General features: G+C 50.4%; 1 protein-coding gene. It reads left to right on the top strand.

The genetic code is table 11. From position 1 onward, the window contains the following. Positions 1–6,906, top strand: a 6,906-nt coding sequence (locus BCU57_RS20890) for a tandem-95 repeat protein (protein WP_413211524.1), incomplete at both ends; no start/stop codon positions are given.

Below are 6,906 nucleotides of genomic sequence, written 5' to 3' on the forward strand. Positions count from 1 at the left end.
TGATAACCTATCTGTTGATACGGTGACGTACAGCGGCACTGACGGTGTGCTTACCGACAACGGTGATGGCACCCATAGCTTTGCGCCAAATGAAAACTTCAATGGTGATGTGCAATTAGAGTTTGGTGTCAGTGATGGCACCGTTGTGACCCCAGCTAACATTGATATCGCGGTTACGGATGTCAACGATGCACCGGTTGCGGGTTCAACCTCATACACAGTCAACGAAGACGGCCAAATCACCATTAGCGCTGAGCAGTTATTAGCGAACTCAAGCGATGTGGATGGCACCGTCAGCCTAGACTCAGTGTCTTACTCTGGTACTGACGGTATCCTAGTTCAAAACCAAGATGGCTCAGTGACCTTCTCGCCAAATGAAAACTTCAACGGTGACATCAGCCTGGATGTCACCATCATCGATGATGACGGCGCCACTGCTGAAACCACTGCTGGCATTACTACACTGGCGGTTAATGACGCACCTGTAGTTGATGGCAATGTCGCTTACTCAGTGGACGAAGATGGCTCAATTACCCTAAGCCAAGAGCAACTGCTGGCGAATGCAACCGATGTTGATGGTGACAGCCTAAGCGCTGAAAACCTATCAGTAGGGGATAACGCCACCGTCGTTGCTAACCCAGATGGCAGCTTTACCATTACCCCAGATGCCGACTTTAATGGCGACTTAGACTTACGCTTTGATGTCTCAGATGGCACGACTACAGTGGCAGCAGGTGTTGACCTCACAGTCAATCCAGTTAACGATGCCGCGGTTGCGCCAGATGTTGAATTCACCATGAATGAAGACGGCATTATCATCATTACCGATGAGCAGCTGCTGGCGAATGCGAGCGATATTGATGGTGATAACCTATCTGTTGATACGGTGACGTACAGCGGCACTGACGGTGTGCTTACCGACAACGGTGATGGCACCCATAGCTTTGCGCCAAATGAAAACTTCAATGGTGATGTGCAATTAGAGTTTGGTGTCAGTGATGGCACCGTTGTGACCCCAGCTAACATTGATATCGCGGTTACGGATGTCAACGATGCACCGGTTGCGGGTTCAACCTCATACACAGTCAACGAAGACGGCCAAATCACCATTAGCGCTGAGCAGTTATTAGCGAACTCAAGCGATGTGGATGGCACCGTCAGCCTAGACTCAGTGTCTTACTCTGGTACTGACGGTATCCTAGTTCAAAACCAAGATGGCTCAGTGACCTTCTCGCCAAATGAGAACTTCAACGGTGACATCAGCCTGGATGTGGTGGTTATCGATGATGACGGCGCCACTGCTGAAACCACTGCTGGCATTACTACACTGGCGGTTAATGACGCACCTGTAGTTGATGGCAATGTCGCTTACTCAGTGGACGAAGATGGCTCAATTACCCTAAGCCAAGAACAACTGCTGGCGAATGCAACCGATGTTGATGGCGATACATTAACTGCTGAAAACCTATCAGTAGGGGATAACGCCACCGTCGTTGCTAACCCAGATGGCAGCTTTACCATTACCCCAGATGCGGACTTTAATGGCGACTTAGACTTACGCTTTGATGTCTCTGATGGCACCACTACAGTGGCAGCAGGTGTTGACCTCACAGTCAATCCTGTCAATGATGTCGCGGTTGCTCCTGACGTTGAATTCACCATGAATGAAGACGGCATTATCATCATTACCGATGAGCAGCTGCTGGCGGGTGCGAGCGACATCGATGGTGATAACCTATCTGTTGATACGGTGACGTACAGCGGCACTGACGGTGTGCTTACCGACAACGGTGATGGTACCCATAGCTTTGCGCCAAATGAAAACTTCAATGGTGATGTGCAATTAGAGTTTGGTGTCAGTGATGGCACCGTTGTGACCCCAGCTAACATCGATATCGCGGTTACGGATGTCAACGATGCACCGGTAGCGGGTTCAACCTCATACACAGTCAACGAAGACGGCCAAATCACCATTAGCGCTGAGCAGTTATTAGCGAACTCAAGCGATGTGGATGGCACCGTCAGCCTAGGCTCAGTGTCATATTCTGGCACCGACGGTATTTTGGTGCAAAACCAAGATGGCTCAGTGACCTTCTCGCCCAATGAGAACTTCAACGGTGATATCAGCCTGGATGTGGTGGTTATCGATGACGATGGCGCCACTGCTGAAACCACCGCAGGCATCACTACACTGGCGGTTAATGACGCACCTGTAGTTGATGGTAATGTCGCTTACTCAGTGGACGAAGATGGCTCAATTACCCTCAGCCAAGAGCAATTACTGGCTAATGCATCTGACATCGACGGTGACAGCCTAAGCGCTGAAAACCTCAGCGTAGGCGATAATGCTACCGTGGTGGCTAACCCCGATGGCAGCTTCACGATTACCCCAGATGCCGACTTTAATGGCGACTTAGACTTACGCTTTGATGTCTCAGATGGCACCACTACAGTGGCAGCAGGTGTTGACCTCACAGTCAATCCCGTTAACGATGCCGCGGTAGCACCTGATGTCGAATTCACCATGAATGAAGACGGCATTATCATCATTACCGACGAGCAGCTGCTGGCAGGTGCGAGCGACATCGATGGTGATAACCTATCTGTTGACACGGTGACGTACAGCGGCACTGACGGTGTGCTTACCGACAACGGTGATGGTACCCATAGCTTTGCGCCAAATGAAAACTTCAATGGTGATGTGCAATTAGAGTTTGGTGTCAGTGATGGCACCGTTGTGACCCCAGCTAACATCGATATCGCGGTTACGGATGTCAACGATGCACCGGTAGCGGGTTCAACCTCATACACAGTCAACGAAGACGGCCAAATCACCATTAGCGCTGAGCAGTTATTAGCGAACTCAAGCGATGTGGATGGCACCGTCAGCCTAGGCTCAGTGTCATATTCTGGCACCGACGGTATTTTGGTGCAAAACCAAGATGGCTCAGTGACCTTCTCGCCCAATGAGAACTTCAACGGTGATATCAGCCTGGATGTGGTGGTTATCGATGACGATGGCGCCACTGCTGAAACCACCGCAGGCATCACTACACTGGCGGTTAATGACGCACCTGTAGTTGATGGTAATGTCGCTTACTCAGTGGACGAAGATGGCTCAATTACCCTCAGCCAAGAGCAATTACTGGCTAATGCATCTGACATCGACGGTGACAGCCTAAGCGCTGAAAACCTCAGCGTAGGCGATAATGCCACCGTTGTGGCTAACCCCGATGGCAGCTTCACGATTACCCCAGATGCCGACTTTAATGGCGATGTAGACTTACGCTTTGATGTCTCTGATGGCACCACTACAGTGGCGACAGGCGTTGATTTAACCGTTAACCCAGTTAACGATGCCGCGGTTGCGCCAGATGTTGAATTCACCATGAATGAAGACGGCGTTATCATCATTACCGATGAGCAGCTGCTGGCAGGTGCGAGCGACATCGATGGTGATAACCTATCTGTTGACACGGTGACGTACAGCGGCACTGACGGTGTGCTTACCGACAACGGTGATGGTACCCATAGCTTTGCGCCAAATGAAAACTTCAATGGTGATGTGCAATTAGAGTTTGGTGTCAGTGATGGCACCGTTGTGACCCCAGCTAACATCGATATCGCGGTTACGGATGTCAACGATGCACCGGTAGCGGGTTCAACCTCATACACAGTCAACGAAGACGGCCAAATCACCATTAGCGCTGAGCAGTTATTAGCGAACTCAAGCGATGTGGATGGCACCGTCAGCCTAGACTCAGTGTCTTACTCTGGTACTGACGGTATCCTAGTTCAAAACCAAGATGGCTCAGTGACCTTCTCGCCAAATGAAAACTTCAACGGTGAAATAAGCCTGGATGTCACCATCATCGATGATGACGGCGCCACTGCTGAAACCACTGCTGGCATTACTACACTGGCGGTTAATGACGCACCTGTAGTTGATGGTAATATCGCTTACTCAGTGGACGAAGATGGCTCAATTACCCTAAGCCAAGAACAACTGCTTGCTAACGCAACCGATGTTGATGGCGACACATTAACTGCTGAAAACCTATCAGTAGGGGATAACGCCACCGTCGTTGCTAACCCCGATGGCAGCTTTACGATTACCCCAGATGCGGACTTTAATGGCGATGTAGACTTACGCTTTGATGTCTCTGATGGCACCACTACAGTGGCGACAGGCGTTGATTTAACCGTTAACCCAGTTAACGATGCCGCGGTTGCGCCAGATGTTGAATTCACCATGAATGAAGACGGCGTTATCATCATTACCGATGAGCAGCTGCTGGCAGGTGCGAGCGACATCGATGGTGATAACCTATCTGTTGACACGGTGACGTACAGCGGCACTGACGGTGTGCTTACCGACAACGGTGATGGTACCCATAGCTTTGCGCCAAATGAAAACTTCAATGGTGATGTGCAATTAGAGTTTGGTGTCAGTGATGGCACCGTTGTGACCCCAGCTAACATCGATATCGCGGTTACGGATGTCAACGATGCACCGGTAGCGGGTTCAACCTCATACACAGTCAACGAAGACGGCCAAATCACCATTAGCGCTGAGCAGTTATTAGCGAACTCAAGCGATGTGGATGGCACCGTCAGCCTAGGCTCAGTGTCATATTCTGGCACCGACGGTATCCTGGTTCAAAACCAAGATGGCTCAGTGACCTTCTCGCCCAATGAGAACTTCAACGGTGATATCAGCCTGGATGTGGTGGTTATCGATGACGATGGCGCCACTGCTGAAACCACCGCAGGCATCACTACACTGGCGGTTAATGACGCACCTGTAGTTGATGGTAATATCGCTTACTCAGTGGACGAAGATGGCTCAATTACCCTCAGCCAAGAGCAATTACTAGCTAATGCAACCGATGTTGATGGCGATACATTAACTGCTGAAAACCTCTCAGTAGGCGATAATGCCACCGTTGTGGCTAACCCCGATGGCAGCTTTACGATTACCCCAGATGCAGACTTTAATGGCGACTTAGACTTACGCTTTGATGTCTCTGATGGCACCACTACCGTGGCAGCAGGCGTTGACCTCACAGTTAACCCTGTTAACGATGCCGCGGTTGCCCCTGACGTTGAATTCACCATGAATGAAGACGGCATTATCATCATTACCGACGAGCAGCTGCTGGCAGGTGCGAGCGACATCGATGGTGATAACCTATCTGTTGACACGGTGACGTACAGCGGCACTGACGGTGTGCTTACCGACAACGGTGATGGTACCCATAGCTTTGCGCCAAATGAAAACTTCAATGGTGATGTGCAATTAGAGTTTGGTGTCAGTGATGGCACCGTTGTGACCCCAGCTAACATCGATATCGCGGTTACGGATGTCAACGATGCACCGGTAGCGGGTTCAACCTCATACACAGTCAACGAAGACGGCCAAATCACCATTAGCGCTGAGCAGTTATTAGCGAACTCAAGCGATGTGGATGGCACCGTCAGCCTAGGCTCAGTGTCATATTCTGGCACCGACGGTATTTTGGTGCAAAACCAAGATGGCTCAGTGACCTTCTCGCCCAATGAGAACTTCAACGGTGATATCAGCCTGGATGTGGTGGTTATCGATGACGATGGCGCCACTGCTGAAACCACCGCAGGCATCACTACACTGGCGGTTAATGACGCACCTGTAGTTGATGGTAATGTCGCTTACTCAGTGGACGAAGATGGCTCAATTACCCTCAGCCAAGAGCAATTACTGGCTAATGCATCTGACATCGACGGTGACAGCCTAAGCGCTGAAAACCTCAGCGTAGGCGATAATGCTACCGTGGTGGCTAACCCCGATGGCAGCTTCACGATTACCCCAGATGCCGACTTTAATGGCGATGTAGACTTACGCTTTGATGTCTCTGATGGCACCACTACAGTGGCGACAGGCGTTGATTTAACCGTTAACCCAGTTAACGATGCCGCGGTTGCGCCAGATGTTGAATTCACCATGAATGAAGACGGCGTTATCATCATTACCGATGAGCAGCTGCTGGCAGGTGCGAGCGACATCGATGGTGATAACCTATCTGTTGACACGGTGACGTACAGCGGCACTGACGGTGTGCTTACCGACAACGGTGATGGTACCCATAGCTTTGCGCCAAATGAAAACTTCAATGGTGATGTGCAATTAGAGTTTGGTGTCAGTGATGGCACCGTTGTGACCCCAGCTAACATCGATATCGCGGTTACGGATGTCAACGATGCACCGGTAGCGGGTTCAACCTCATACACAGTCAACGAAGACGGCCAAATCACCATTAGCGCTGAGCAGTTATTAGCGAACTCAAGTGATGTGGATGGCACTGTCTCACTTGATAGTGTCAGCTACTCAGGCACCGACGGTATTTTGGTGCAAAACCAAGATGGCTCAGTGACCTTCTCACCAAATGAGAACTTCAACGGTGATATCAGCCTGGATGTGGTGGTTATCGATGATGACGGCGCCACTGCTGAAACCACCGCAGGCATTACTACACTGGCGGTTAATGACGCACCTGTAGTTGATGGCAATGTCGCTTACTCAGTGGACGAAGATGGCTCAATTACCCTAAGCCAAGAACAACTGCTGGCGAATGCAACCGATGTTGATGGCGATACATTAACTGCTGAAAACCTATCAGTAGGGGATAACGCCACCGTCGTTGCTAACCCAGATGGCAGCTTTACCATTACCCCAGATGCGGACTTTAATGGCGACTTAGACTTACGCTTTGATGTCTCTGATGGCACCACTACAGTGGCAGCAGGTGTTGACCTCACAGTCAATCCTGTCAATGATGCCGCGGTTGCTCCTGACGTTGAATTCACCATGAATGAAGACGGCATTATCATCATTACCGATGAGCAGCTGCTGGCGAATGCGAGCGATAT

The organism is Shewanella sp. 10N.286.48.B5 (assembly GCF_002874355.2).
GTDB lineage: Bacteria > Pseudomonadota > Gammaproteobacteria > Enterobacterales > Shewanellaceae > Shewanella.